Origin of the sequence: Mesorhizobium sp. M7A.F.Ca.MR.362.00.0.0 (assembly GCF_004023175.1) — a bacterium.
GTDB lineage: Bacteria > Pseudomonadota > Alphaproteobacteria > Rhizobiales > Rhizobiaceae > Mesorhizobium.
The window spans coordinates 1-1,410 of sequence record NZ_RZTF01000738.1; the positions used below are offsets into that span (position 1 = coordinate 1).

At 68.9% G+C, this 1,410-nt stretch carries 1 pseudogene; it reads left to right on the plus strand.

The annotated features are described in order from the left end of the window. A pseudogene (locus EOC06_RS37290) lies at positions 1 to 1,410 on the plus strand (RNA-binding protein); the annotation flags it as partial.

A 1,410-nucleotide genomic window follows, 5' to 3' on the forward strand; every position in this document is an offset into this window, starting at 1 on the left:
AAAAGGCCAATGCCGAGGTCGGCCCGTTCGATGCCGCCACCGCGCTTGACCGGCTGCGCGCCGCCAAGCCGCGGCCGATCCCGACCGACCGGCCCGCCATCTATGCCCGCGTGGCCGGCGTGCTGGAGACCTTGCCCGGGGCCAGCGTCGCCGTGCTTGCCGACGGCCTGGCGGCAAAGGGCGATGAAGCCGCCTTCAACACGCTTTTGTCGAAAAATGCCGCGCGTGTCGTCTGGGCAACCGCGGACAGGCTGTCGCTGACCGGCCTGACCGCCGCCGACAACCAGGTCGACGGCTTTGCACTGACCGCCATCCGCGCGCCGGGCGACCCTGCCCCGGCTCAGGTCACCGCCGGCGCCTTCGATGACAAGGGCCGCCGCATCGCCGATGCGACGCTGACCTTTTCGCCTGGCGAAACCACCGCCACCGGCACCATGGCGGTGCCGTTCGAGCTGCGCAACGACTTCGCTTCCATCGCGCTCGACGGCGAGCGGCAGGCCGGTGCGGTCCGCGTCCTCGACGAAAGCTCCAAGCGCCGCCGCGTCGGTCTATTGTCGCAGGCCGAGGCCGACCAGGCACAGCCGCTTTTGTCGCCGCTCTACTACATCAGGCGGGCGCTGCAGCCCTTCGCCGATCTGGTCGAACCCTCCAGCGCCGATCTTGCCGACGCCATCCCGCAAATCCTCGACCAGAAGCCCGCGATGATCGTTATGGCCGATATCGGCACCATTCCCGGACAGGTCCGGCAGAGACTTGTCGATTGGGTCGACAATGGCGGCACGCTGGTGCGTTTCGCCGGTTCGCGGCTGGCCACCGCGGGCGATGACGACGATTTGCTGCCCGTCCGCCTTCGCACCGGCGAGCGGTCGCTCGGCGGCGCGCTGTCATGGACGTCGCCGCAGCCGGTCACCGAATTCCCCAAGGCCGGCCCGTTCGCCGATCTGGCGCCGCCGACCGAGGTCACCGTCAGCAGGCAGGTGCTGGCCGAGCCGACATCCGATATCGTCGAGCGCACCTGGGCGGCCCTTGCCGACGGCACGCCGCTGGTCACCGGACTGAAGAAAGGCAAGGGCACGCTGGTGCTGTTCCACGTCACCCCCGAGGCAACCTGGTCGAACCTGCCGATCTCTGGCAGCTTCGTCGAGATGCTGCGCCGCATCGTGCAGCTGTCGCGCAACCAGGGCGCGGCCATCGCCAATGCCGAAGCCGCCGCGGCGTCGCTGGCGCCCTATCGCATGATTGCAGCCGACGGCTCGCTGGTGCCGCCAACGCCGGATGCACGGCCGCTTGTACCGGGCGCTGGCGCGCTGCCGGTGACTTTTGAAAACCCGCCCGGTCTCTATGGTTCCGAGACGGGTGTATTTGCCCACAATCTGCTGGAAGCCGACAGCAAGTTGGCGCCCCTGGGCA